Origin of the sequence: Niveispirillum irakense DSM 11586 (assembly GCF_000429645.1) — a bacterium.
GTDB classification, from domain to species: domain Bacteria; phylum Pseudomonadota; class Alphaproteobacteria; order Azospirillales; family Azospirillaceae; genus Niveispirillum; species Niveispirillum irakense.
In genome coordinates, this window is the sequence record NZ_AUCG01000020.1 from 409,621 (window position 1) to 432,892 (window position 23,272).

The 23,272-nt window shown below is 62.4% G+C and carries 20 protein-coding genes; 10 read left to right on the forward strand and 10 right to left on the reverse strand.

The genetic code is table 11. The features are described 5' to 3' along the window. The first annotated feature begins 113 nt into the window (after positions 1-113). Positions 114-2,459, forward strand: a complete 2,346-nt coding sequence (locus G473_RS0108895) for a PHP domain-containing protein (protein WP_029012815.1) — start codon at positions 114-116, stop codon at positions 2,457-2,459. A 105-nt stretch (positions 2,460-2,564) separates the two neighbouring features. Here G473_RS0108895 and pseG read toward each other — a convergent pair whose 3' ends face one another. Next, positions 2,565-3,611 carry a UDP-2,4-diacetamido-2,4,6-trideoxy-beta-L-altropyranose hydrolase gene (gene pseG / locus G473_RS0108900; RefSeq protein ID WP_035706121.1) on the reverse strand — a complete coding sequence of 349 codons (1,047 nt, stop codon included), beginning with the start codon at positions 3,609-3,611 and terminating at the stop codon, positions 2,565-2,567. A gap of 96 nt (positions 3,612-3,707) precedes the next feature. Here pseG and G473_RS0108905 point away from each other — a divergent pair, with 96 nt between their 5' ends. From G473_RS0108905 to G473_RS25940, 3 genes are read left to right on the forward strand one after another with little or no spacing between them, the layout of a single operon-like run. Then, positions 3,708-4,616, forward strand: a complete 909-nt coding sequence (locus G473_RS0108905) for a phytanoyl-CoA dioxygenase family protein (RefSeq protein ID WP_035706123.1) — start codon at positions 3,708-3,710, stop codon at positions 4,614-4,616. A 40-nt stretch (positions 4,617-4,656) separates the two neighbouring features. Further along, positions 4,657-5,739 carry a 3-oxoacyl-ACP synthase III family protein gene (locus tag G473_RS0108910; protein ID WP_029012817.1) on the forward strand — a complete coding sequence of 361 codons (1,083 nt, stop codon included), beginning with the start codon at positions 4,657-4,659 and terminating at the stop codon, positions 5,737-5,739. Between the two features lie 11 nt (positions 5,740-5,750). Next, on the forward strand, positions 5,751-6,638 hold the full coding sequence (locus G473_RS25940; RefSeq protein ID WP_051330053.1) for a heme-dependent oxidative N-demethylase family protein: 888 nt from the start codon (positions 5,751-5,753) through the stop codon (positions 6,636-6,638). A gap of 5 nt (positions 6,639-6,643) precedes the next feature. On the opposite strand, the gene G473_RS0108920 is transcribed toward G473_RS25940, so the two are convergent. Then, positions 6,644-7,897, reverse strand: a complete 1,254-nt coding sequence (locus tag G473_RS0108920; protein ID WP_029012818.1) for an MFS transporter — start codon at positions 7,895-7,897, stop codon at positions 6,644-6,646. A gap of 279 nt (positions 7,898-8,176) precedes the next feature. Between G473_RS0108920 and uxuA the strand changes: the two genes are divergently transcribed. From uxuA to G473_RS0108940, 4 genes are all read left to right on the forward strand, one after another. Continuing rightward, positions 8,177-9,370 (forward strand): mannonate dehydratase, encoded by a 1,194-nt coding sequence (uxuA, locus tag G473_RS0108925; RefSeq protein WP_245580018.1) that lies wholly within the window; start codon positions 8,177-8,179, stop codon positions 9,368-9,370. Between the two features lie 136 nt (positions 9,371-9,506). After that, positions 9,507-10,415 carry a cytochrome c oxidase assembly protein gene (locus G473_RS25945; protein ID WP_051330054.1) on the forward strand — a complete coding sequence of 303 codons (909 nt, stop codon included), beginning with the start codon at positions 9,507-9,509 and terminating at the stop codon, positions 10,413-10,415. Positions 10,416-10,490: 75 nt separating this feature from the next. After that, positions 10,491-10,685 carry a hypothetical protein gene (locus G473_RS0108935; RefSeq protein WP_029012820.1) on the forward strand — a complete coding sequence of 65 codons (195 nt, stop codon included), beginning with the start codon at positions 10,491-10,493 and terminating at the stop codon, positions 10,683-10,685. 14 nt (positions 10,686-10,699) lie between these two features. Continuing rightward, positions 10,700-11,581 carry a DUF72 domain-containing protein gene (locus G473_RS0108940; RefSeq protein WP_210163260.1) on the forward strand — a complete coding sequence of 294 codons (882 nt, stop codon included), beginning with the start codon at positions 10,700-10,702 and terminating at the stop codon, positions 11,579-11,581. A 16-nt stretch (positions 11,582-11,597) separates the two neighbouring features. Here G473_RS0108940 and ku (G473_RS0108945) read toward each other — a convergent pair whose 3' ends face one another. From ku (G473_RS0108945) to G473_RS0108980, 8 genes are all read right to left on the reverse strand, one after another. Continuing rightward, positions 11,598-12,422 (reverse strand): non-homologous end joining protein Ku, encoded by an 825-nt coding sequence (gene ku / locus G473_RS0108945; protein WP_035706127.1) that lies wholly within the window; start codon positions 12,420-12,422, stop codon positions 11,598-11,600. Between the two features lies 1 nt (position 12,423). Further along, complete coding sequence (ku, locus tag G473_RS25950) at positions 12,424-13,221, reverse strand: non-homologous end joining protein Ku (RefSeq protein WP_084437805.1); 798 nt, start codon at positions 13,219-13,221, stop codon at positions 12,424-12,426. A gap of 3 nt (positions 13,222-13,224) precedes the next feature. After that, complete coding sequence (gene ligD, locus G473_RS0108955) at positions 13,225-15,729, reverse strand: DNA ligase D (RefSeq protein WP_035706130.1); 2,505 nt, start codon at positions 15,727-15,729, stop codon at positions 13,225-13,227. A gap of 38 nt (positions 15,730-15,767) precedes the next feature. After that, on the reverse strand, positions 15,768-16,496 hold the full coding sequence (locus G473_RS0108960; RefSeq protein ID WP_035706133.1) for an alpha/beta hydrolase family protein: 729 nt from the start codon (positions 16,494-16,496) through the stop codon (positions 15,768-15,770). After that, on the reverse strand, positions 16,486-17,631 hold the full coding sequence (locus G473_RS25955) for a DUF3182 family protein (RefSeq protein WP_051330055.1): 1,146 nt from the start codon (positions 17,629-17,631) through the stop codon (positions 16,486-16,488). Before G473_RS25955 ends, G473_RS0108960 begins: the two co-directional genes overlap by 11 nt. A 49-nt stretch (positions 17,632-17,680) precedes the next feature. Continuing rightward, complete coding sequence (locus G473_RS25960) at positions 17,681-18,742, reverse strand: DNA topoisomerase IB (protein WP_051330056.1); 1,062 nt, start codon at positions 18,740-18,742, stop codon at positions 17,681-17,683. A gap of 64 nt (positions 18,743-18,806) precedes the next feature. Beyond that, positions 18,807-20,081 carry a hypothetical protein gene (locus G473_RS30255; RefSeq protein ID WP_154667322.1) on the reverse strand — a complete coding sequence of 425 codons (1,275 nt, stop codon included), beginning with the start codon at positions 20,079-20,081 and terminating at the stop codon, positions 18,807-18,809. Between the two features lie 96 nt (positions 20,082-20,177). Next, on the reverse strand, positions 20,178-21,521 hold the full coding sequence (locus G473_RS0108980) for a PQQ-dependent sugar dehydrogenase (RefSeq protein WP_029012826.1): 1,344 nt from the start codon (positions 21,519-21,521) through the stop codon (positions 20,178-20,180). Between the two features lie 185 nt (positions 21,522-21,706). Between G473_RS0108980 and msrP the strand changes: the two genes are divergently transcribed. Both msrP and msrQ read left to right on the forward strand, forming a co-directional pair. Beyond that, positions 21,707-22,651 carry a protein-methionine-sulfoxide reductase catalytic subunit MsrP gene (gene msrP / locus G473_RS0108985; RefSeq protein WP_029012827.1) on the forward strand — a complete coding sequence of 315 codons (945 nt, stop codon included), beginning with the start codon at positions 21,707-21,709 and terminating at the stop codon, positions 22,649-22,651. Then, positions 22,651-23,271 (forward strand): protein-methionine-sulfoxide reductase heme-binding subunit MsrQ, encoded by a 621-nt coding sequence (gene msrQ / locus G473_RS25965; RefSeq protein WP_051330057.1) that lies wholly within the window; start codon positions 22,651-22,653, stop codon positions 23,269-23,271. The genes msrP and msrQ overlap by 1 nt, the downstream gene beginning before the upstream one ends. Position 23,272: the final 1 nt, after the last annotated feature.

Genomic DNA, 23,272 nt, shown 5'->3' on the forward strand with positions numbered 1-23,272 from the left:
TTATGAATAAACACAAAATTAAGTGTGTTTACTCCCATTCCGACCTGCCGGCATCGCCGTTTCCCGTCATGCGCAATGGCAGTTCTCTGGCATCTGACCGAAGGAACAAATTCGTGACCGACATCGCCGCCAAGCCGGGCCATATCGCGCCGTTGGGTCTGTATGAGCGCAATCGCGCCCGCCCTTTCCTGGGGCACACATCCTGTTCCCACAGCCGTCTGGTGGCCGGGGAATGGACAGAGGTGCAGTTGGTTTATGAGGTTGGCGGGTCTGGGCTGGCTGATGGGGCCGCTATCAAACTGGCCATCAAATTCTATTCGGACTGGGCGCTGTTCCAGACCAGCAACCCGACGGCGGCGAACTATGTTTCTGCTGAATATCAGGCGGGGGAACTGGTGCCCGGTCAAAGCCCGGCCACGGTGCAGTCCCTGAAAGTCCGCTTCGACCAGAAAGGGCATGAACGGCCTTTTCAAAAGTCGGTGATTATTGATGTCATTGACGGTTACCTGAACCCCGGCGACCGCATCATCGTGCGTCTGGGCGACCGCCGGCAGGGTGGGCCGGGCACGCGGGTGCAGACGTTTGTCGAGAAATCCTTCCGCTTCCGCGTTTTCATCGACCCGCTTGGCAGCCAGAAATATGCTGCCGTTCCTGGCGATTGCGCCCTTGATGTGGTGCCCGGCCCGCCCGTTGCCCTGCGCCTTGTCACCCCCCGTTTAACGGCACCGGGCCCGGTGCCTGTGCTACTCCGGGCGGAGGATCAATGGGGCAACACCGTTGAACAGCAGACTATATCCGGCTCCCTGCGGCTGACCGCCCCCGGCGGCGCGGCTGAAACGCATCCCTTTACCCTGTCGGAAGAGGGGTGGGCGGTGCTGCGTCGGGAGGATCTGGCCCTAGCAAGCCCGGGGGAATGGCGGGTGGATGCGGCGGCAACAGATCTGGCCGGGGCAACAGCTTTTGTCACCATTGACCAGGAAGCGCCCCGCGTCCTTTACGCCGACCTGCATGTCCATTCCAACGACACGGTGGGCACCAACGATACGCATTATAACCTGTCTTATGGTCGCGACGTGGCCGGTCTGGACGTCCTGGGCTATACCGCCAATGATTTCAACGTCACGGAGACCGCCTGGAAGGAGGCGGTGACGCTGATTGACCGTTTCAACCAGCCGGGCCGCTTCGTCTGCTATCCCGGCACGGAATGGTGCGGTAATTCCGCGGCGGGCGGCGACCATAATGTGGTGTTCCTGCGCGATGCGCCACCGCGCTTCCCCTTCGATGCGCGGGGCAATCCCGTCCGGTCCTTTGAATGGAATGAAAGCACCAGAGGGGCATTGCGCCCCGGTGCCTGGCCGCTGGATGATCTTTATGCCGCTTATGCGGATGATCCGGAGGGGCATCTTCTGATCCCCCATGTGGGCGGCCGGCGCTGCAATCTCGACTGGCATCATCCTGAATTGGAACGGCTGGTGGAAATCAGTTCCGCCTGGGGGCAGTTCCACTGGGTTTATGCCGATGCGTTGAAGCGTGGCTATCGCCTGGGGGCATCGGCCAGCAGTGACGAACATCAGGGCCGCTGCGGCGGCGGCAATCCCGCCACGTCGGTTTTCGGCTCGCGCGGCGGGTTGACGGGCGTGCTGTCCGATGGTGTGGACCGGGCCCAGGTGGGTCGCGCGCTGCGGGCCCGGCGGACCTATGCCACCACGGGGGAACGCAGCGTCGCCCTGTTGCGGCTGGGGGATCACTGGATGGGTGAGGTGGTGGAGGCCGCGTCAGGAACCCTGGATTATCGCCTGTTGGGCGACCAGGGATGGGAAAGCGTGCAACTCTATGATGGCGACCGCCTGTTATGGGAACGCGACCTGCATGCGGAGGCGGGCCTGTCCGATCACCATGTGCGTCTGCGCCTGGGCGGTGCCCGCATCAAGGACCGTTATCGCGGTGCTTATTGGAACGGTACCGTGAATGTCACCGGCGCCACCATCCGCCATGTGCAGAGTTTTGGCTTTGATCATCCGGAACAGTCCTGCTGGCGTGATGGGGCAACAAGCGTTGCCCTGCGGACCGTCACCCATGGCGATACGGACAGTATCGAACTGCTCCTGTCTGATCTGGCCGGCACCCATATCCGGGTGGATCTGGGGATCGGGACCTATGTGAAGGTGGGTGATCCCCTGAACCCGCCCGCCAACCCCCATGTGCCGGAGGCCGTATTGGAGACAACGGGCGCGCGGTTGCTGGATGCGGGCCGTGTCGGCAGCGTCCTGCCGGGAACAGAGCTGGAGCTTTCCCTGGAGCGCATTACCGGTGCCCCCTTGCCAAGGGAGGTTGCGGGGCGGATCGACCTTGCCGGTCTGGGCCTGGAGAAGGGGCGGGAACACCCCCTGTTCCTGACGGCGCGCCAGCGTGACCAGTCGCGGGTCTGGACCTCCGCGTTGTTTATCACGCCAGCCTAAAAAGAAACGCAGCCTGCACTATGGCAGCGGGGGGTGTTCCTCTTCCAACGCCATAGTGTGCTGTTGAGGAACGATGCTGCATAGCCTTGGCCATATGGTGCCAGATCACCCGGCCACTTCAATGAGGTGGAGAAGGGCGGCGGCCACGCGCGGCGCCCCTTGCCCGTCAATACCGGCGATCCGGCGGGCCAGACTGTCCCGGCGTGTCGGGTTATGCCACAGGGCAAGGGCGGTCGCGGCGATGATATCAGCCATCGCACCGGCCGGCTGCCCCCGTGCGTCCAGCACTTCCGCCCAGTCGCGGCGCCTGGCATCTTCTGCCGCACCGGCCTGATTATCGGCAACAGCCACCAGCAGGGTGGGGGTGGCGAGCGCGGCCATTTCCGCCACCGTGCCGCCCCCTGCCGTAATGGCCAGTCCACTTTCAGCAATCAGCCGGCCCATAGCCCGGCTATCCACATGCAGGCGGCAGGCGGGGAACCGGGCAGCAGCGGCGCGGCAACAGGCGAGGTTCGGGTTGCTGCCCCCCACAACCACATCAAGCACCACGCCTAAAGGCAGCATCGGGCCCAGACGCTTGATGACCGGGACGGTCAGTCCTGCCGGATCTGATCCGCCGAAGGTGACCAGCAGATGGGTACGGTCGGGCAGGGGGGGGCGTTGGGTGGTGATCAGATCGCGGATTTCGCGCCGGATCAGCACATAATCATCCCCGAACAATCGGACAGCTTTTGGCGCCAGACGATCATAGGCGATGCCACCCCCGGCGGGGGCGGGGTTCCAGACCAGATCGGCATGCAGCGTCCGGTCGGCCAGATCATCCAGTGCCAGCACGGCCAGTCCGGATTGATGCACGGCCGCACGCCACCGGCTGTCCAGCGTGTAGCTATCCACAACCAACCCCTTCACCGCCAAGGACTGGCATAAGGCCTGCGTGGCAGCGGCATCCTGCGCCGCATTAATCTGATGATGGGCAAAGCCGGCATCAGCCAGAAGGGACACCAGGGCCGGCGTGATCTGCGCCCCGCAGAAAACGGGCAGGGCCCCCTGTTCCATCAGGGCTTCTGCCAAAGCCAGACAGCGCATGACATGGCCGGTGCCGATTTCCGGACTGGCATCGGCACGGATCAGGATCGTGGGGCGGGGCTTCATCGTGATGGTTCTATGGTAACCTGCCCGGCGATATCTGCCGGACTTGCGGAAAGTTTTTGCGCGCCGGGCCCGGCACGGTGCATTCTGCACCCTATCATGCCCTTTACTATCCGCAACCGTACCCTGGGTGAAATTGCCCGCCGCGCACAGGCAGACTGGCGGAACCTGCCTTATGATCTGCTGCCCCTGTCCGGCGGGCCGGGGCGGCGTTATTGGCTGGCGCGCGCCGCTGCGCTGGCCTGTCCGCGCAGCCCCATGCCGCCCGATGATCCCCATGCGCTTTCGCTGACGGCGCAGCTTGCCGACAGGGGGTGGACGGAGCCGCTGGCCCTGTTATCCCCGGAAGCAGTTGCGGCGATGCGCGATTTCCTCGCCGGGCAGCCTTGCCATGATCCCTATCGCCCGCATCTCGGCACCTTCCTGCATGATCAGGTGCCGAGTGAGGAGACGAACATGGGCTATTACCGCATCGATCAGTTGATGGCGGTGCCGGGCCTGCTGGCCCTGTTCAATCATCCGCTGGTCTTGCAGGTGGCAGAACTCTATCTCGGCTGCAAGCCGACGCTCGACAATATTGGTGGCTGGTGGTCCTTTGCTGGACGGCCGGCGGCCAAGGGTACGCAATGGTTCCACCGGGATTGGGACAATATCCGCGCCATCAAACTTTTTCTTTATCTGACAGATACCAGTCCTGCCGATGGTCCGTTCGAATTCGTCGAGGGATCACACCGCGATGAAAGGCTGGTGGATATCCACCGTATCGCCGATCCGGTGGTTGCGGCCCGGATGCCGGATTTACCGCTGCGTACCATGACAGGCCCTGCGGGCATGATCTTCATGGCTGATACTTTCGGGGTCCATCGCGGGCGACTGCCGGAAAAGCGATCACGGCTGATGGCCACGGCGCAATATGGTATCTGGCGCACGCCCTTCACGCCCCGCCGTCCGATCCTGGACCGGCAGCCGGGGCTGGACCCTTATATCAACCGCGCGGTGATGCGATGATGGTGCCTGAATATTCCGGTCAAGCGTGGGGGGATAAGCAATGAAGGCCGTTATCGAAGGGGTTCGCATTGCCGGCATCCGCGCTGTTATCCCGCGTGAGCGTCATTCCTATGTCGAAGAACCCGGTATCTTCACGCCGGATGAGGCCCGTAAGCTGCACGCCACGATCGGCGTTTATGAAAGGCGGGTGCTACCCCGGCCCTGGTGTGCGTCCGACATGTGCCGGGCGGCAGCGGAAGGGCTGCTGGACCAGTTGGGCTGGGATCCGGCCAGCGTGGACGTGCTGATCTTTGTCAGCCAGGACGTTGACTATGTGCTGCCGGTAACAGCGGCAGTGCTGCAACGGCATCTGGGCCTGTCGTCGGGGGCGGCCTGTTTTGATGTGACGCTGGGCTGTTCCGGATTCGTCTATGGGTTGTGGATGGCGGGCCGGCTGCTGGGCGGATCGGTGAAGCGGGCGCTGGTGCTGTGCGGTGATAATTCCACCCGCTATCTGCATCCGGAGGACAAGGCTACCCTGCCCCTGTTTGGTGATGCCGGTTCCGCCACGGCGTTGGAGCTGGATGAAAGCGCGACGCCCATTCGGGTGGCGCTGGGCACCGATGGGGCCGGCGCCAAACATATTTTCGTGAAGGCCGGTGGCAAGCGCGACAACCTGATCCCGACCGACCCGCCCCGGTCGGAAGCTGAGATGCAGCGGCTTTACCGGGATGCCCGCCTGCAACTGAATGGGGCGGAGGTCTTTGCCTTCACTCTGCGCGCCGTACCCGGTTTGCTGAGGGACGCACTGGCCGATGGCGGCATTTCGGTTGATGACCTGGATTTCCTGGTGCCGCATCAGGCCAACAAGATGATGCTGGAACATATCCGCAAGAAGGTTGGCTGCGCGGCGGATAAATACATCATCGATATGGAAAAATTCGGCAATACCAGCAGCGCTTCCATCCCGCTGGCGATCTGTTCCCGCCTGGGCGGGGAGCTGGTGGCGGAGCGGAAAAAGCTGTTGATGGCGGGTTTTGGTGTGGGCTGGTCCTGGGGCACGGTGCTGGCGGATATCGGCCCGATCCCGGCACCGACCGTGGCGGAACTGCCGGCGGACTATCCTGTGATGGACGTCGCCTGACCGAGTGCGCCATGATCCTGCCGGATGAACCCTTCCCATGGCCCTTCGACGGTCCTTCATATCGCATGGCGATGGGGCTACGCGCGCTGGCGCCGGATGAATGGTTTGCCCCCGATGCTGGCTGGTCAGCCCAGTTAGCGCGACGGACAGCGCTGCTGGGGCAGCGAAAATGGGATGTGCTGGCACTGATGCCGGAGGCAGCACCGGCGGCGGATGAAGTGCTGGCGATGCTGTTTGCCCATCTGCCGACGTACCATCCAGGTTGGTTCCGTGTTGAGGAGGACGGGCTGTTCTCTGCGATCACCAATGATCGGTTCTTCCCGGCGGATTTTGATCATCCGTTGCATCTGCTGGGCCATCTGCTGCCCGATGATCTCTGCCTGCTCACGCCTTCCGCCGGGGGCTGGCGGCTGACGGGCGGGGTAGTGTGCTTTCCATCCCATTGGCTGTTGCCGCATAAGCTGGGCAAGCCCTTGCCGGGCATCCACCGGCCTGTGCCGGGCTATGATGCCAAGCTGGCTATGCCGGTGGACCGGTTTTTTGACAATCTGAACCCTGGTCGCATTGTCTGGCGGGCTAATTGGGGATTGTCGGATGATCCGGACTTGTTTCAGCCCGGCGGCAAGGCGCATCTGCCGGCGGCGGAAGCCATCACCCCGGCCAATGCCGGGCAGCGCCTGTTCTTGCGGGTCGAAAAACAGACACTGGTGAAACTGCCACAAAGCGGTGCGGTGCTTTTTACCATCCGTACGCACCAGCGCGCGCTGGGAGACCTGACCCCGGATCAGCAAAGCCATTTTACCGGCATCCTACGGTCCGTCCCTGAGGACGTAGCCCGGTATAAGGGCTTGCACCGGACGGGTCCCCTGGCACTGGCGGTCTTGGCGCCGCAGCAATAGGCCGGTCAAACGGGTTGTGCCGGTTCTTGTGTCGCCTCGATCAAGGTTGTGCCAACCGGGGCGACGGTCATGTTACGGAACTGCTCCTTCTCCACCGGGGCCGCGCGGCGGCTGATCCGGTAGGCACCCCAGGCGGCCACCAGCCCCTGGGCCAGCACCACCAGCCAGGGCAGGCCATTGCGGCCAATCACTTCCATCAAGGTGCCGCCCAGTATGGGCCCCAGCGCCATGCCGGATCCCTGCACAATCAACAACCCGCCGGAAGCGGCGACGAATTCCGTCGGATCGACACTGTCATTCACATGGGCGACGACGATGCCATAAGTGGGCAGCACGACGCCGCCAAAGGCGAAAACCAGGAAGAAGACCCAGCCCGGCGCCATGCCCTGGGGCAGGAACAGCATCATGGCGGCCAGCAGCAGGGCCGAGGTCAAGGCCACGGCGATGACCAGCCGCCGCCGGTCCATCCGGTCTGACAGGAAGCCCAAGGGCCAGGTGGTGGCGAAGGCGCCCAGAATGGCACAGGCCATGAACAGGGCGATCCCCCGGTCATCGAACCCGGCCTGCTGCGCATAAAGTGGTCCCAGCGTATAGAAAGCGCCGGTGCTGATACCGCACAGGAAGGCGGCAACAAGGCCGAAAGGGGATTGCCTGTAAAGGCGGATCAGATTGGTCCGCGCCTGGGGTCCCACTTCCACCGGCGCTTGGGAGCGTGACAGTGCCACCGGGACCAGCGCCACGGAAATGATCAGCGATACAAAGGCGAACAGCATGAAGCCGGCCGGATCGGCCATGGGCAGCAGCATCTGCCCCCCGACCGCCGCGATCAGGCCCGTCATGGAATAGATGCCCAGGATCTGCCCGCGCACAGCCGGGGTGGCAGATGCGTTCAACCAGCTTTCAACCGAGATCAGCAGGCCGGCGAAACACAGGCCAGTCACCATGCGGAAGCCAACCCAGGCCAGTGGATGCACCAGCATCACATGCAGCAGGGCTGAGGCCGATGCAAGCGCCGCAAGGGCGGCAAATGTGCGGATATGGCCAACCGACTGGATCAACCGTCCCGCCGTCAAAGACCCCAGCACCAGACCAATGGAGAAGCCAGAGCCGATCATGCCGATCTGGGAGGGCAGGAAATCTTCCAATCCTCCACGTACCGCCAGCAACGTACCTTGCAGGTTATTACCCAACTGCAACAGCCCGAATCCCAGCAGCAATGCAGCCAGTGTCGCCAGCGTTCCCATCAGATTGGACCGCATCGGCTTCCTCCTCCGCTTTTCCTGTCAGGGTGAACACATCAGACGCCGATTCCGCACATGCGAGAAGGATGAAACGGCTTGGCGTCCCCTGCAAACCTCTCCTTCCACACCAAACCCTGAAATTGGCTTTACCAATTTTGTTGAATTTGGACAGGCAAATGTTATTCACTCAAGAAAACGGGGTGCAATGTTCCGTGCCAGGGATAGAGGGTTGTTCCCGGGTACAGAGGTGGAAAAGGACGCATCACATCATTGCATGTGATCGAAAAGGCGGTCGGAATGAAAAGTGACGCAATGCCGATGATCCAGACGATGCGCTGGTTTGGCCCCAATGATCCTGTCCGTTTGGCCGATATCCGCCAGGCCGGCGCGACGGGCATTGTGACCGCCCTGCATGAGCTGCCGAACGGTGCCGTGTGGTCGGTCGAGGATATTCAGGCCCGCAAAGAGATGATCCAGGCTGCGGGGCTTTCCTGGGACGTGGTGGAAAGCGTGCCGGTGCATGAGGGGATCAAAACAGGTGCCCCCAACCGGGCGGACCTGATTGATGCCTATAGTCAGACGCTGCGCAATCTGGGCGCCTGTGGCCTTCGCGTCGTCACGTATAATTTCATGCCCCTTCTAGACTGGACGCGCACGGACCTTGCGTATGCCATGCCCGACGGGGCGCTGGCCCTGCGCTTTGACTGGAGTGCGGTCGCTGCCTATGACCAGTTCATCCTGAAGCGGCCGGGCGCCGTCGATGATTATGCGGAGACGGTCAACAGGCAGGCGAGGGTCCTGTTTGATGCGATGTCGCCGGCTGAACGCACGGTGCTTGAGCGCACCATCATTGCCGGCCTGCCGGGCAGCGAGGAGAGTTTCACCTCGGTCCAGTTCCTTGAAGCCATCGGAACCTATCGCGATATCAATGCCGAGCAGTTGCGCCGCAACCACCTGCACTTCCTGGCGGCCATATGTCCGGTGGCGGAAGAGGCGGGCGTGCAGCTTGTGGTGCATCCTGATGATCCGCCCTTTCCCATTTTCGGTCTGCCCCGTGTGGTCAGCACTGAGGCTGATGTGACCCATCTTTTCGCGCAAGTGCCAAGTCCGGCGAACGGCCTGTGCTTTTGCGCCGGGTCGTTCGGGGTCCGGGCCGATAATGATCTGACCGGCATGGTGCGCCGGCTGGGGGACCGTATCGGTTTTGTCCATCTGCGGTCGGTGCAGCGGGAGGCGGATGGCCGCTCTTTCCATGAGGCAGCCCATCTGGAAGGGAATGCCGGGATGGCATCCCTGGTTGCCGCCCTGTGCGATATCTCCGATGCGCAGGGGCGGCGCATCCCGATGCGTCCCGATCACGGGCACCAGATGCTGGATGACCTGACAAAGGTGACCAATCCGGGCTATTCGCTTTTGGGTCGCATGCGGGGGTTGGCGGAACTCCGGGGACTGGAACGGGGCATCCGGCACGCCCGGTCGGAACCAGTTTAACTGAACCAGTTTAACTATTGTGCGATGTCGGGCCATCGGTTAACCGCGCACCGCCTTTCATGATCCCTTTTTGGAACTGCGGACACCGGTTCGGGTTGCCTACTGGGGTGAGGTGAAAAGGCGAAGGGATTGCGGCATGGCTGGGAGAAGGCGGGTAAGGGAAATCATCATCGCCGGTCTGGCCCTTGCCCTGGTGCCGCTCCCGGCTTTTGCCCATGCTGGCGGGATCTGGATTGGTCCGGATGCGCTGAGCTTTGGCTGGAGCCTGCTGGAATGGATCGCCCTGCCGCTGCTGGTCTGCTGGTGGCTTTATGGTCGGGGGATTATCCGGCTCTGGGGCCGGGCAGGGGTCGGGCGCGGGATTGATATCGGGCAGGTCTGCTGCTTTGCCGCCGGCATGATCCTGCTGGTGTTGGCCTTGCTTTCACCCATCGATGCCTTGGGGGAAACCCTGTTCACCGCCCATATGACGCAGCATATGCTGCTTCTCGTCGTGGCGCCGCCGCTGTTGCTCCTGGGCCGACCGGATGTGGCATTCACCGCCGGGCTGCCGGCAGGGTGGCGCGGTTCTGCTGCCTGGCTGCACCGCCAGCCCGGCCGGTGGCTTGCCCCCCTGGTCGGCCCTGGGACGGCCAGCCTGATCAAGGCAGTGATATTATGGGGCTGGCACGCGCCCCCCCTGTTCGATGCGGCCTTGCTGAACGACCCGCTGCACGAGTTGGAACATGCCTGTTTCCTGTTGGCCGGGTTGTTGTTCTGGTGGGCGCTGCTGCGGCCGGGGCGTGATGTGCTGGCCAGCCTGCAGGGTGCGGGTGCCGCGCTTGTTACCCTGATCCATAGTGGCATGCTGGGCGCCTTGCTGACCCTGGCGCCGGTGCCGCTTTACGCCTCCTATGTCGGCCAATCGGAACTCTGGGGTTTGACAGTGCTGGAGGATCAGCAACTGGCGGGGCTGGTCATGTGGGTGCCGATGGGCTTCGTCTATCTGGGGGCCGGGCTGGCACTGGCCGCGCCAGCCTTGGGCGGGCGCCGATCCCGGGCGTGACAAATACCGCCCCCAGGGACCCGGTTGGTTTCCTGAACGTTATCACATGGAAACCACCTTGGGAGGAGCCCGGACATGAGCGGAACAAGCGCAGCCGACTGGTTTTATTTCCTGGCTATTGTCATCGCGCCGGTGATTTTCCTGGGCGCGATGGCCTATGCGGTGATCCGTGCCCGTCGGGGACGGCATCCATCACCGCCCCATCAGCCGGCGGATAAAGAAGAACTGCCGATCCGGGGCACAACATTCCGGCCGGGACCGCCGGACTGATCGGTGTCTCCTCCATGATGGCGAACCGAAAAGGACAGGTGCGGATTGGCATTTCCGGCTGGACATATGCCCCTTGGCGCGGACATTTCTACCCCAAGGGCCTGGTGCAGAAAAAAGAACTCGCCCATGCCAGCCGCATCTTCCGTTCCATTGAAATCAACGGCACCTTCTACGGCCTGCAAAAGCCGGATAGTTTCGCCCGATGGGCGGCAGAGGTGCCGGAGGATTTCGTTTTTGCCGTCAAGGCGCCCCGTTTCATCACCCATGTGAAGCGGCTGCGCGACCCTTTGGTCCCTATCGCCAATTTCCTGGCCTCGGGATTGTTGCGGCTTGGCCCGCAGCTTGGTCCTGTCCTGTGGCAGTTTCCACCCTCTTTCCGCTATGACGCGGAACTGATGGGGGATTTTCTGGCGATGTTGCCGCATAAGCCTGCTGATGCCAGCGCGTTGGCGGCCAAGCATGATCAGCATCTGAAGGCGCGGGCCTGGTTGCGTCCGGCTGATAATATGCCACCCCTGCGCCACGCTGTGGAAATCCGGCATGAGAGTTTCCGCAACCCCGCCTTTATCGACCAGCTTCGTCGCCACAAGGTGGCCCTGGTGTGTGCTGATACGGTGGAATGGCCACGCCTCATGGATGTGACGGCTGATTTCATCTATTGCCGGCTGCACGGATCGGAGGAACTCTACCGGTCCGGTTATGATGATGCGGCGTTGAAACGCTGGGCGGGCCGTGTCCAGGCCTGGGCATCGGGGCAAGAAATGAGGGATGGGGAATTTGCCGGCGATCCGGCGGATAGCAACGCCCGCCCCCGTGACGTTTTCATCTATTTTGACAATACCGATAAACGCCGCGCGCCGGAGGACGCCAAAAAGCTGGAAGAACTGCTGTTCTAACGCGTAGGGAAGACACCTATCGTTTTTCCGCTTTGATCGAGGCTTTCAGCGCGTCCATCAGGTTGATCACATTATCGCCCCGCGATTGCTTGGTTTTGGAGATGGGCCTGGCTTTGCGGGCCCCCGGCTTCTCTTTCGAACGGGCCAGTTTCAACAAGGCCGCCTGATACCGGTCACGGAAGGCGCTGGGATCAAAACTGCCGGTGCGCTCCTTCACCGCCTGTTCCAGCAGGGTCTTGGCCCCTTTGGGGTGTGCCGGTTTTGCGTCAAGGCTGGCGAAGGCGTCTTTATCTTCCCGCACTTCATAGGGATAGCGCAGGCTGGTCAGCAGGATGCCGCGTCCCTGGGGACGCAGCACGCAGCGCCGTTCCCGCTTTTGCAGGACGATCCGGCCGATGCCCACCTGTCCGGTTTCTTCCATCGCCGCCCGGATAACGGCATAGGCTTCTATCGCCACCTTGTCGTCGGGCACCAGATAGTAGGAATTTTCCTGCCATACCGGGTCGATGGCATCGGCATCGGTGAACAGGGTGATATCGATGATATGAGTGCTTTCCAGGGCGATACCCTCAAAATCCTCTTCCGTAAGCGGCAGATATTCATCCTTTCCGGTCTCGTACCCTCGCACCTGCTGGTCATTATCCACCGGCCGGCTGGTGACACTGTCCACATAATGGCGGCGGATACGGTTGCCGGTTTTGGCATTCAGCAGATGCGTGCGGGTGCGGTCGGTGCCACTGGCCGCTGGCAGCAGGGCCACGGCGCAACTGACCAGACTCAGCTTCAAATAGCCGCGCCACAGGATGCGGTTATCGCCGCGTTGCAGATGCCGCCTTGCCATCCTATCCCGCCTTTCGTTTCGTAGCCGTCCCGCCCAGGCTGTCGCGCAGCGCCTTTTTCAAGTCGGATACCGGTTCCGGAGCCTTGAATTTGCGGGGTTTTGGGGCCTTGCCCTGCTGCTTTGCCCGGATCAGGTCGGCCAAGGCATCTTCATAACGGTCATCGCAGGCAGCGAAATCGAGCTTGCCCTGTTTACGGCTGATGACATGGCCGGCAAGTTCCAGCATCTCCGCGTCGAAATCCACGTCCGGCAGGCTGGCGAAGGCATCGTCCGCTTTGCGCACCGCTTGCGCCCAGCGCAGCGTGGTGACCAGCATGCCGGGCGGGCGGGGCGTCACCATCACCAGCCTTTCCCGCGTGGACAGCACCACCCGGCCGATCCCGGCCAGCCCTTTGGTTGCCAGCAGGTCGCGCAGCAGGGCGAAGAAGCCCTGTGCCTCCTCCCCGTCGCCGGGGGCCAGATAATGGCTGCCCTCCTGAAAGGGCGCGGGCACCTGATCCTGGGGTACGAACCGTTCCAGGCACAGGCGGTGGGTGCTTTCGATGCGGATATCATCCAATTCCGCGTCCGTCACGATGATGTGGCGGTTGCGGGCGATCTCTACGCCTTTCACCTGATCGCCACGCTCGACCGGCTTGCCGGTTTCCTCATCCACCATGCGCTGGCGCAGGCGGTTGCCGGTTTTGGCGTTCAGCAGATGGAAGCTGATTTTCTCCCGGTCGGACTGGGCGACGAACATTTCCACCGGGATCGCCACCTTGCCCAGCACCATTTCCCCTTTCCAGGATGCGCGCGCCATGGGTCAGCCTTTCTTTTTCGCCGGGCGGGGCAGGGTCTGTTTTACCTTGGCCATTCCGTCCCAGGGGTCGTGTTTCAGGCTGGACAGGCGGCGGGGCAGCGTTTCCACCGTGAACTGGTCGGGACGGATGCCGCCCTCCAACTCCGCCCAGGTGATGGGCGTGGCAACGGGTGCGCCCGCACGGGCGCGGGTGGAATAGGGCGCAACAGCAGTGGCCCCCCGGCCATTGCGCAGATAATCAATGAAAATACGGCCCTGGCGCGCCTTCTTGGACAGGGTGCTGGTGAAATGGTCGGGGTCATCCCCGGCCACCTGATCGGCCAGATCATGGGCATAGGCTTTCACCCGGTCCCACCCATCCTTGGGTGTCACGGGCACCACGACATGCAGTCCTTTGCCGCCCGTGGTCTTGACGAAGCTGGTCAACCCATCCGCTGCCAGCTTCTGTTTCAACAGTAAAGCGGCATCAACCATCTGCGGCCATTCCACGCCGGGTCCGGGGTCCAGATCCATCACCAGCCGGTCCGGCTTTTTCAGCGCGCTGGCCGTTGCGCCCCAGGGGTGCAGTTCCAGCACCCCCATCTGGACCAGGGCGATCAATCCGCGCAGGTCGCGGATCATCATGTAATCCCCTTCGTCCTTCGCCCCCGGTTCACTGATATCGATGGGTAAAACGGCTTCATCCAGCCCTTTCAATGCGTGTTTGGCAAAGAAGCAGGGCTTGCCCTCGCCACCGGGGCAGCGCACCAGGCTCAGAGGCCGGTTGACCAGATGCGGCAATATCCAGTCGGCAATTTCGGCATAAAATTCGGCCAGTCCGCGCTTGGTAATGCCCTGGCCTTCCCAGAGCAGCCGGTCGGGATGGGTAAGGCGGATGCCTGCAGTATCGTCATTGTCGGCAGCGTCGGACCCTGTCGTGCCTTTTTTCGCGTGCACCGGGCGCTCGTCGGTGATCTCCATCGGTTCCTTGTCCTCCCGTACCCCTTTGAACACCGCGTGACGGATCATTCCGTCCCCGGTCCAGCCGCGGAACTCCACCTCCACCACCATTTCCGGGCGCACCCAGACAATGCCGGGCGGGCCTTTCACCCCTTTGGGGGCCGTGTCCCGCAAGGGCTGCAGCGCCTGAAACAGCCGGGTCGCGGCGGCGCTGCTATATCCGCTGCCGACCTTGCCCACGGCGGTCAATTTCCCATTTCGGTACAGGCCCATGAGCAGAGACCCGATCGCCCCTTTCCGGGCCGTGGAAGGCTGATAGCCCAGGGTGATGAATTCCTGCCGACCGGTGCATTTCAGCTTCAGCCAATCCCGGCTCCGCCCGCTGCGATAGGAACTGTTCGCCCGTTTGGCGACAATGCCCTCCAGCCCCAACCGGCAGGCATGGCGGATCATGACATCCGCCTGTTCCTCCATATGTTCGGAATAAAGCAGGGGCGCTTCCACCCCGGCCAGCAACCGGGCCAGTGCATCTTTCCGCTCTGCCAGGGGCAGGGGGCGCAGGTCTCGTCCATCCAGATGCAGCAGGTCGAACAGGGCGAAGCGGATGGCGCCTTCATCCGCGTCTGACAACGCCTCCTGCAACAGGGAGAAATCGCTGGCCCCAGCCGCATCATTCACGATGGCCTCGCCATCCAGGATGGCCGTCTTCAGGGGCAGGGCGGACAGGGCCGTGGCGATGGTGGGAAATTTCTCTGTCCAATCCAGGCCGGTACGGGTCAGCAGCCGGGCCTTGCCCTCCTGGATCAAGGCCTGCAGGCGATAGCCGTCGAACTTGATTTCATGCAGCCAGCCTTTGCCGGCGGGGGCCTTTTCCACCAGGGTGGCCAGCATTGGTTTGATGAAGCCGGGGAAGCGTCCGGCTTTCGCCTTTGCTGGCAGCTTCGGCTTCTTTACTTCGCCCTTCCTGGTCGAGACGGCATCTGCGTCGGCGGCAATGGCATCCATCGCCCGGCCGCTCAACACGGACCGGTCCTGGTCCAGCACGTCCGCGCTGGTTGCTGCTTCCTCGTCCTCATCCTCTGCTTTGATCAGCAGCCAGTTTTCCGTTTTCTCGCGGGGTTTGCCGCGCATGCGGACCAGATGCCAGCGGCCTGTCAGTTTCTCCCCATCCAGCGTGAAGGTGAGATGGCCCTTTTTAAGCCCCTTCGCGGCATCGCCTTCCGGCTGCCAGGTGCCCCGGTCCCATACCATGACGGTACCGCCGCCATATTGGCCCGCCGGGATCACCCCTTCAAAGCTGGCATAATCCAGCGGATGGTCTTCTGTCCGTACCGCAAGCCGCTTTACACCCGTCTCAAGGCTGGGGCCCTGGGGGACGGCCCAGCTTTTCAGCACCCCGTCCATTTCCAGGCGGAAATCATAATGAAGGCGGCTTGCATCATGCTTCTGGATCACGAAGCTGTGACTGGCCGAAGCCGCGCCGGCCTTGCCGTGCGGTTCCTTCGTGCGGGTGAAATCGCGCTTGGCGTTGTAATCGGCCAGCGCTGTTTTTGCTGCGGTCCGTGCCATGAGGGGGAAACGGCCTGGGAGGCACGATTGCTCCCGCCTCACCGTGCGCCGATCACCATTTCCTTGATCCAGCGGATCAGCAGGCTGGAATAGGCTTCCCGATCATGCTTTTCCGTCAGGGCATGGTCGGCCCCTTTCACCACGCGGTAAGTCAGGGACTTCGCCTTGCGGAAGGCGCCGACATAGTTGCTGATGGTGGTGTGCGGGACCAGATGGTCAAATTCGGATTCAACCACCAGCACATCCCCTTCAAAGCCCGCGCAGGCGCCCAGGGCGGTGTTGGCATCCGGCGATACATACTGTCCCCGGTAAAGGTTCAGATCATCGCGATCCAGGCGCGCCTTTATGCTTTCCCAGCTATTGTCCCGGTAAAGCGCCGGAACGCGCAAGGACAGCCAGCGCACGGCACGCTTCGCCGTTAGCAACGCAGCCAGATAGCCGCCATAGGAACTGCCGATCACCGCGATGGCGCTTTTATCCACCAGCGGATGACCCACCAGCCGGTCATAGGCGGCCAGCACATCTGCCATATTATCGGCCGGGGTCACATCGCCGCGCATTGCCTCCGTACCGGCGTGGCCACGCAGGTCGAAGGTAAGGCAGACGCAGCCCAGGCCAGCAATCTCTTCTGCCCGATGCAGGTCATTCTGCTGGCTGCCGGACCAGCCATGGATGAAAAGGACACCGGGCATATGGGTTTCCGGCACCGCGAAGGTGCCGGAAAGCTCCTGCCCGGAAACGGTAATGGATATGGGTTCACGATGCATGGGTGCGCGCCACTACCCGTGCATGTTTGGTCAGCGGTCCCGTGACCGCGTCATTGCCCTGGTAATAAACCCAGCTCTCCGGCCCCAGGTCGGGCGGGGCGCCATAATCCTCCTCGCAGCAGGTTTCCACCGATACCAGGGAGGGGTCGTCCCGCAGCGCCAGCAGGGCCAGCAGTTCCGCCGGGCTGGCGCCGCCCGGCCGCCAGGATTGTTCCAGCACGCCGGACTGGAAGCGACCCTCCCGGTCCGTCCCCTGCACAATGTCGTAGTTGCGGCGGGAGGCGAAGAAGCCGGGAAAATGGACATGGGCCGCAGCATCGTAAAGCCGCGCCTGCCGTACCGCCAGGGCGTGCCGTTCATCCAGACCGGCCAGCAATAATTCCGTGAACTCCCCCCTGACCACGAACAGGCGGGAGCCACCATAGGCCTCTTCCCCCTGATTATTGGGGACCAGCCTTTGCGTGCCGCAATAGCTGGCGACATAAGGGCCGATACGGACCTGACCGACGCTGAAGGTGGCGACATCGGACAGATTCTGTTCCAGCACCAGCCCGCCTTCGGCGATCCGGTCGGCATCCAGCCCGGCAATCTGCGCTTCCAACTCCGTCAGAGTGCGGGCAACGGACTGGTCACGCCCGCCATCGGCATCGCCCAGTTTCAGGCGCACCGGCCCCAGGGAAAGCAACTGTCGCCCTGCCGCCAGGACGTCGTCCGGGCTGTAACAGCTATAGCCAGGCAGGACGGCGCCGCGCACCTCTTCAGCAAAGCCGGGCGTCCACCCGGCCGGTGCCGCAGCATCCGCCCTGACCAGCGGATGGGTGATGCATTTACTGGCCATGTAATCGTGCGGTACCACACCGCCAAACAGGTCCCCCTCATCCGCGATGCCCAATGCCGCCGCATCCGCGCTGGTCAGGGGCTGGGCGGGAACGAAATAGGGACGGCCCGGCGTTTCCCCCTGTTGGGGGCCGCTCGCGATGCTGGCACCGCGTAGTTCGGCGATTTTGGTGCAAAGGGCCAGACGGCTCAGATGATTATGGCCGGTTGGGTGGCCCAGGGTGGGGGACGGGTGGCACAGGATCGGCCGCAGCCGCATGTCTGTGCCTTCAAACGTCCTGGCGCTGGAAAGCTGCATGGATGACCTTCCTGGCAGGTGGATTGGCCCTCTGGCAACATCCGACTGATCATGCCGGTTCCCGCTGTCCCTTTTTTTGTGCCTGCCGCAATCGACCGCGCAGCAGCGCCAGCACCGCCGCCTCTTCCGGCCGCAGGGCGGGCAAATCATCGCGCAGTGCCTGTTCCACCTGTTCTGCCACCTGGGCAAGAAAGGGCTCGCCGCTGCTATAGGCGGTCAATATTTCCGGGTGGACATAGCATTTGCGGCAGATGGTGACGGTGTTGCCCAACCGCCCGGCGACATGTTCGATGGCCGCCTTGATGTTGCGTTTGGCCTGGGCCTCGCTGTCAATGGTGCCAAATTCCCGCAGCGCCATGGCCGCCAGCACGGTGCCGGCCCAGGTGCGGAAATCCTTGGCCGTGATGTCCTGCCCGGTCACTTCCCGCAGATAGGCATTCACATCGTTGGAGGTGACGCGCTGACGGGCGCCTTCCTCATCCAGATACTGGAACAGTTGCTGGCCGGGCAGCTCCTGGCAGCGCCGGACAATGGCGGCGACCCGCCGGTCCCGAAACCCCAGATTCCATTCCCGCCCGCTTTTGCCCTTGAAGCGGAAGCGAAGGCTGTTTCCTTCAATCGCCACATGGCGGTCGCGCAGGGTGGTCAGACCAAAGCTGCGGTTTTGTTTGGCGTAATCAGCATTGCCGACGCGGATCAATGTCGTTTCCAGCAGATGCACGATGGTGGCCAGCACCTTTTCCCGGGGCAGGCCGCGCCGGCTCATATCGGCCTGGATGCGGTCGCGCAGGCCGGGCAGCGCCTTGGCGAAGGCCAGCATATGGCTGAATTTCGCACTCTCCCGGCTTTGCCGGAAGGCGGGGTGGTAGCGGTATTGCTTGCGCCCCTTGGCATCGCGCCCCGTTGCCTGGATATGGCCGGCAGGGTCGGGGCAGATCCACACCCCGGTCCATGCCGGTGGGATAGCCAGTGCCCGGATGCGCGACAGGATGGCCTTGTCCTTGATGGGCTTTCCATCCAGCCCGCGATAGCTGAACCCTTTGCCGGCGCGGCGCCGGGAAATCCCCGGCTCCTCGTCATTCACATAGACCAGACCTTCAGGCGTTTCCATTCTGGCCGCTTCCCACCCGTTTCATCTTATCCGATGAACCCGGTGGGGGCGGGGGAAGTTCCGCTCAATCCTCGTCGCTGGAATCGCTCATATACAAGGCGGCGTAATAATTTCCGTCCGGATTGTCGTCTTCTGTTTCCATGGCGAAGGCGCTGGACCCATCGCTTCGGGCGGGGGTGAAGGTGGCGTTGTTGGTATCACCGAAACATTTGGCGAAGGTGGTAGTGCCAGCGGCAATGGCGGCCAGCAGAGCGCGGGCAAATTTAGCTGCCCCGTTATTCCGCCCTTCCTCCGATGCCTGGACAGCAGCCAGGAAGATGCTGGCCGCCTTACGGACATAAGATGTGGCGAAGGCCGCAACGGGGCTGCTGTCCTTCGCATTCAGGTAATCCAGCATATCCTGGGCGAACTGCCTTTCCGTCTTTCCGGAATTCTTGATGTCGTGGATCAGTTGCGGATAGCTGTTGGGACTTTTCTTCGTCTTGGGCGCGTGGGGTGCCCGCTTGTCGGTTTTTGTGTGACCGTAATCCGCTAACTTGGCCGTTGTGAAGGGGGTGGCATCGTAATTGCCCTGGTCATACAGATTGACTGGGCCGAACATGCTGTTGATATTCTCAGACGGCATCTTGACGCGGACCATTTTTGTCCGCTTCTTGACTTTCTTGGTAACTCCAGCGGCTATATTGTCTTCTATCTCTTTTGACTTGGAGAGACCCAGGTTAACCATGCGGTGCTTGTTGCTGATCTTCCCGGCCTTCGGCTTATAGCCGTTTTTCGACCGGCGTGCTTCGGCTCGTTTGGCGGCATCCTTACGTCGGTGCCACCCATACGATATGTATATCCACCGTTCAAACTCGGCGTAGTTGCTGAAGTTCCTGATGGAAGAGTTGATTGCAATGTCAATCAGACCGCGGGCCGCTTTTGAAACGCGGGCCTTATTGAAGGCCTTGTCTTTTTGCGTTTTTTTGATGGGCTGACCAGCGATGGTCGCCGGCTGAACAATGGCAGGCCGGGTCGTGGGCGGTGGCGGCGGGGGGCCATTCCTTTTCGCCTGCATCGGTGAGGGGCCGAATCTTGTGGGTGGTATGGGCGCATTGGCGGCGGGTGCCAGGCCCGCTGGCTTGGCCTGTATCGGCGCTGGTTGGGCAGGCGGTTTTGCCTGCATATAACGCCCGGTTACCGTTGGTGGCGCCCCAACCGGCTTTCGCTGAATCGCTGCGACCGGACCAGGAAAGGCCGTTGGCGGGATGGGAATAGGGGGCGGTGCCGGGCGCATACCTTTGGGTTGCGCCAGTTTCGCCCCGAACTTGGTTGGCGGGGGTTTCGGGGTGCCGGCCAAACCATCCTCCCTTCCGATCTCACATCCAACTACTTAGACGGGAATATGAACGGGATCGGCGAAGAAGTGCAAGAATAACGGTCGACACCTGTATGATCAGGGTATTGGTGACGGTGCCGCGGTCTGCCCGGTTACCCGCCAGACCCGGTTGCCGGCATCATCCGTCACCAGAAGCCCGCCACGCGTGTCGAGCCGTACATCAACAGGACGACCGCGTGCATTGCCCTCTTCATCCAGGAAGCCGGATAACACATCCACTGGCATGCCGCGCGGCATGCCGCCCTGGAAGGGGATGAAGACCACCTTGTAGCCCGAGGGCGGCTTACGGTTCCAGGAACCGTGCTGGCCGATGAACACCCCCTCTCCGAAAGCCGGTCCTAATTTCTGACCTTCCTTGGCGAAGGTCAGGCCCAATGACGCCGTGTGTGGTCCCAGCGCGTAATCCGGCTTGATTGCCTTTGCCACCAGATCGGGGCGTTTCGGCTCCACCCTTTCATCGACGATCTGGCCGAAATAGGAATAGGGCCAGCCGTAGAAGCCGCCATCCTGGACGGATGTCATATAGTCCGGCACGAGATCACTGCCGATCTCATCCCGTTCATTCACCACGGTCCAGAGCTTGCCAGTGGTGGGTTCCCAATCCAGGCCATTCGGGTTACGCAGGCCCCAGGCATAGAGGCGCTGGGTCTTGCCGGCGGGGTCCACTTCCCAGATGGCGGCACGCCCTTCCTCCTTCTCCAGCCCGTTTTCCCCGACATTGGAATTGGAACCGACGGTGACGTAGAGACGCTGCCCATCCGGGCTGGCGATCACATTCTTGGTCCAATGATGATTCAGGGGCCCGCCGGGCAGATCGACGATCTTTTCCGGTGGTGTGTCGATCCGCGTCTGTCCTTCCTGATAGGGGAAGCGAACCAGCGCGTCGGTATTGGCGATATACAGGCTGTCGCCCACCAGGGCCATGCCGAAGGGGGAATGGAGGTTTTCAATAAAGGGGGCCTTCATCTCTGCCACCCCGTCGCCATCGGCATCCCGTAACAGGGTGATGCGGTCGGCGCTGGGCGTGCCAGAGCCGGCGCGCTCCATCATCTTGCTCATGATCCAGCCACGCACGCCTTTACGCTGGTCTGGGCGGTCTGGCCCATCGCTTTCTGCCACCAGCACATCGCCATTGGGCAGGACCAGCAACCAGCGCGGATGGACCAGGCCGCTGGCAAATTCCGTCACCACCAGTCCCTGGGCCGCGGCGGGTTTGCTCCCCTGCGGCCATTCCTTGATCTCCGCCACTTTCACGGTGGGGATCAGGGTTTTATTCGGCGGCGGCAATTTCGGGTCCGGTCCCGTACCATCGGCCACGCTCTGCGTTGCGGTTTCACCACATGCCGACAGCCCCAGGGACAGGGCGATCAGCAGGGCAGGGCGGGTAAGGGGATGGCGCATGGCGCAAGGTCCTTCATGGCGGACAGGGTTGCCTCTGCAACGCCTTCCACACCAGCCTGTTCCCTTTTTCTCACAAAGCGCCATGTCACTGGTCCATGGCAGTGATGGGCGCCACTTCCCATCCGCTTCAATCAGGCGTAGCCATTGCTTCGTTACCCCCGTCATTCCGGTGCAAAGGTGTTGTCATGCTGATCCGTCGCGGACCCGACATCAAAGCCAGCGAGATCACTCCCAAGGAAATTTATCTGTCCCGCCGCCACCTGTTGGGGGGTATGGCTGGGGCTGGTCTTATTGCGGGCCTGGGCGGAAAGGCCGATGCGGCCCCTTTGACGGCTGGCAAAAGCGCCTTCTCCACCGATGAGGCGCCGACCAGCCTGAAGGACATTACCAGCTACAATAATTTCTATGAATTCGGCACCGACAAGTCGGAGCCTGCCCGCAACGCCCATCGGCTGACCACCAGCCCCTGGACCGTGAAGGTGGATGGCATGGTGGCCAAGCCCACCACCTTTGCCCTGGAAGACCTGCTGAAGCCCGCCAAGCTGGAAGAACGCATCTACCGGATGCGCTGCGTTGAAGGCTGGTCGATGGTCATCCCCTGGGTTGGCTTTCCCCTGGCTGACCTGCTGGCGCGGGTGGAACCGTTGGGCAGTGCCAAATATGTGGCTTTCGAGACGGCGCTGCGCCCGGAGGAGATGACCGGGGTGGGAGGCTTCTTCAAGGTGCTGGACTGGCCCTATCGCGAAGGGCTGCGGCTGGACGAGGCTTTGCATCCGCTGACCCTGCTGGCGGTGGGCCTTTATGGGGAGACATTGCCCAACCAGAATGGCGCGCCGCTGCGGCTGGTCGTGCCATGGAAATATGGTTTCAAGGGCATCAAATCCATCGTGCGCATCACCCTGACCGACAAGGAGCCCCAGACAAGCTGGAATATGCAGGCGCCGCAGGAATATGGCTTCTATTCCAACGTCAATCCGGATGTCGACCATCCGCGCTGGAGCCAGGCGACGGAACGGCGCATTGGCGAGGGCGGCCTGTTTGCCAAACGGCGGCCGACCCTGCCGTTCAACGGTTATGCCGATCAGGTGGCCGGGCTGTATGCCGGCATGGATCTGCGGAAATTCTATTGATGGCGGCCTTACCGCGCTGGCTGCGCCAGCCCAGCTTGCCGGATTGGCCGCTCTATCCGTTGGGCTTCATCCCGGCCATCTGGCTGTTTGTTCAGGCAGTGACCGATAATCTGGGGGCCGATCCGGCCAAGGCGCTGGAACGGGGCCTGGGGGAGTGGGCGCTGCGCCTGATCATCCTTGGTCTGGCGATCACACCCCTGCGGCAGGTGGCCGGCATCAACTGGGTGCGCTACCGCCGTGCCATCGGGCTGCTCGCCTTCTTCTATGTGCTGCTGCACCTGATCACATATATGGTGCTGGACCAGGGGCTGGATTGGACGGCCATTGGCGCGGATATCCTGCGCCGGCCTTATATCACCATCGGGATGCTGGGCTTTCTGCTGCTGCTGCCCCTGGCGCTGACCTCGACCAATGCCATGATCCGCCGGCTGGGCGGCGCGCGCTGGCGCCGGCTGCACCGGCTGGTTTATCCGGCGGCCTTTGCCGGGGCGGCGCATTATCTGCTGCTGGTTAAATCCTGGCCGTTGGAGCCGATCATCTATGCCGCCATCATTGTGGCTTTGCTGGCCTGGCGGCTGGTGCCGGTGGGCAAGGCCGGGGGGCGGGCAGAGCGGGCCTAAC